At 66.0% G+C, this 512-nt stretch carries 1 pseudogene; it reads right to left on the bottom strand.

Annotated features, from left to right (window positions below):
- Positions 1-512: pseudogene (locus tag ACLARN_RS44205) on the bottom strand (transposase); the annotation flags it as partial.

Below are 512 nucleotides of genomic sequence, written 5' to 3'. Positions count from 1 at the left end.
CGCCGTCGCGTTTGCGGCGGCAGTTGCGCAGGATGTTCCAGGTCTTCATGTGTGCCAGGGCGTGCTCGACACGGGCGCGGACGCTCTTGTGGACGGTGTTGAGGTCCTCTTTCCATTGCGGTAACGGCGGTTGCCCCTCGCGGGGTTTGCGATACGGCATGATCACTTCCGCGTTGCCTGGTAGCCGCCGTCGGCCATGACTTTCGCGCCCCGGCATTGCTGGTCGACGCCGGAGTCGGTGTAGGCGCGGCAGCCGTTGCGGTTGCCCGGGGTGGGGTCGCCGATCGCGACGACCAGGCGGGTGTCGGCGTCGATGACGACCTGCATGTTCACCGAGTACCGATAGTTCTTGCTGGAGGCGGACATGGTGCGGTCATGGGTGGGGACCAGGGTGCCGTCCACGATCAGGACCGTGTCCGGGCCATGCTTGCGGGTCACCGGCGAGAGCGTCAGCAGTGGCGCCAGATGATCCACCACCCGGTTCGCGGCCGATTTCGAGATCCCGAACAACA

It is taken from the genome of Amycolatopsis sp. cmx-11-12 (assembly GCF_046269425.1).
Classification (GTDB): Bacteria; Actinomycetota; Actinomycetes; order Mycobacteriales; family Pseudonocardiaceae; genus Amycolatopsis.
The sequence above is the reverse complement of the archived record's forward strand: the minus strand, read 5'-3'. Positions and strand labels throughout refer to the sequence as shown.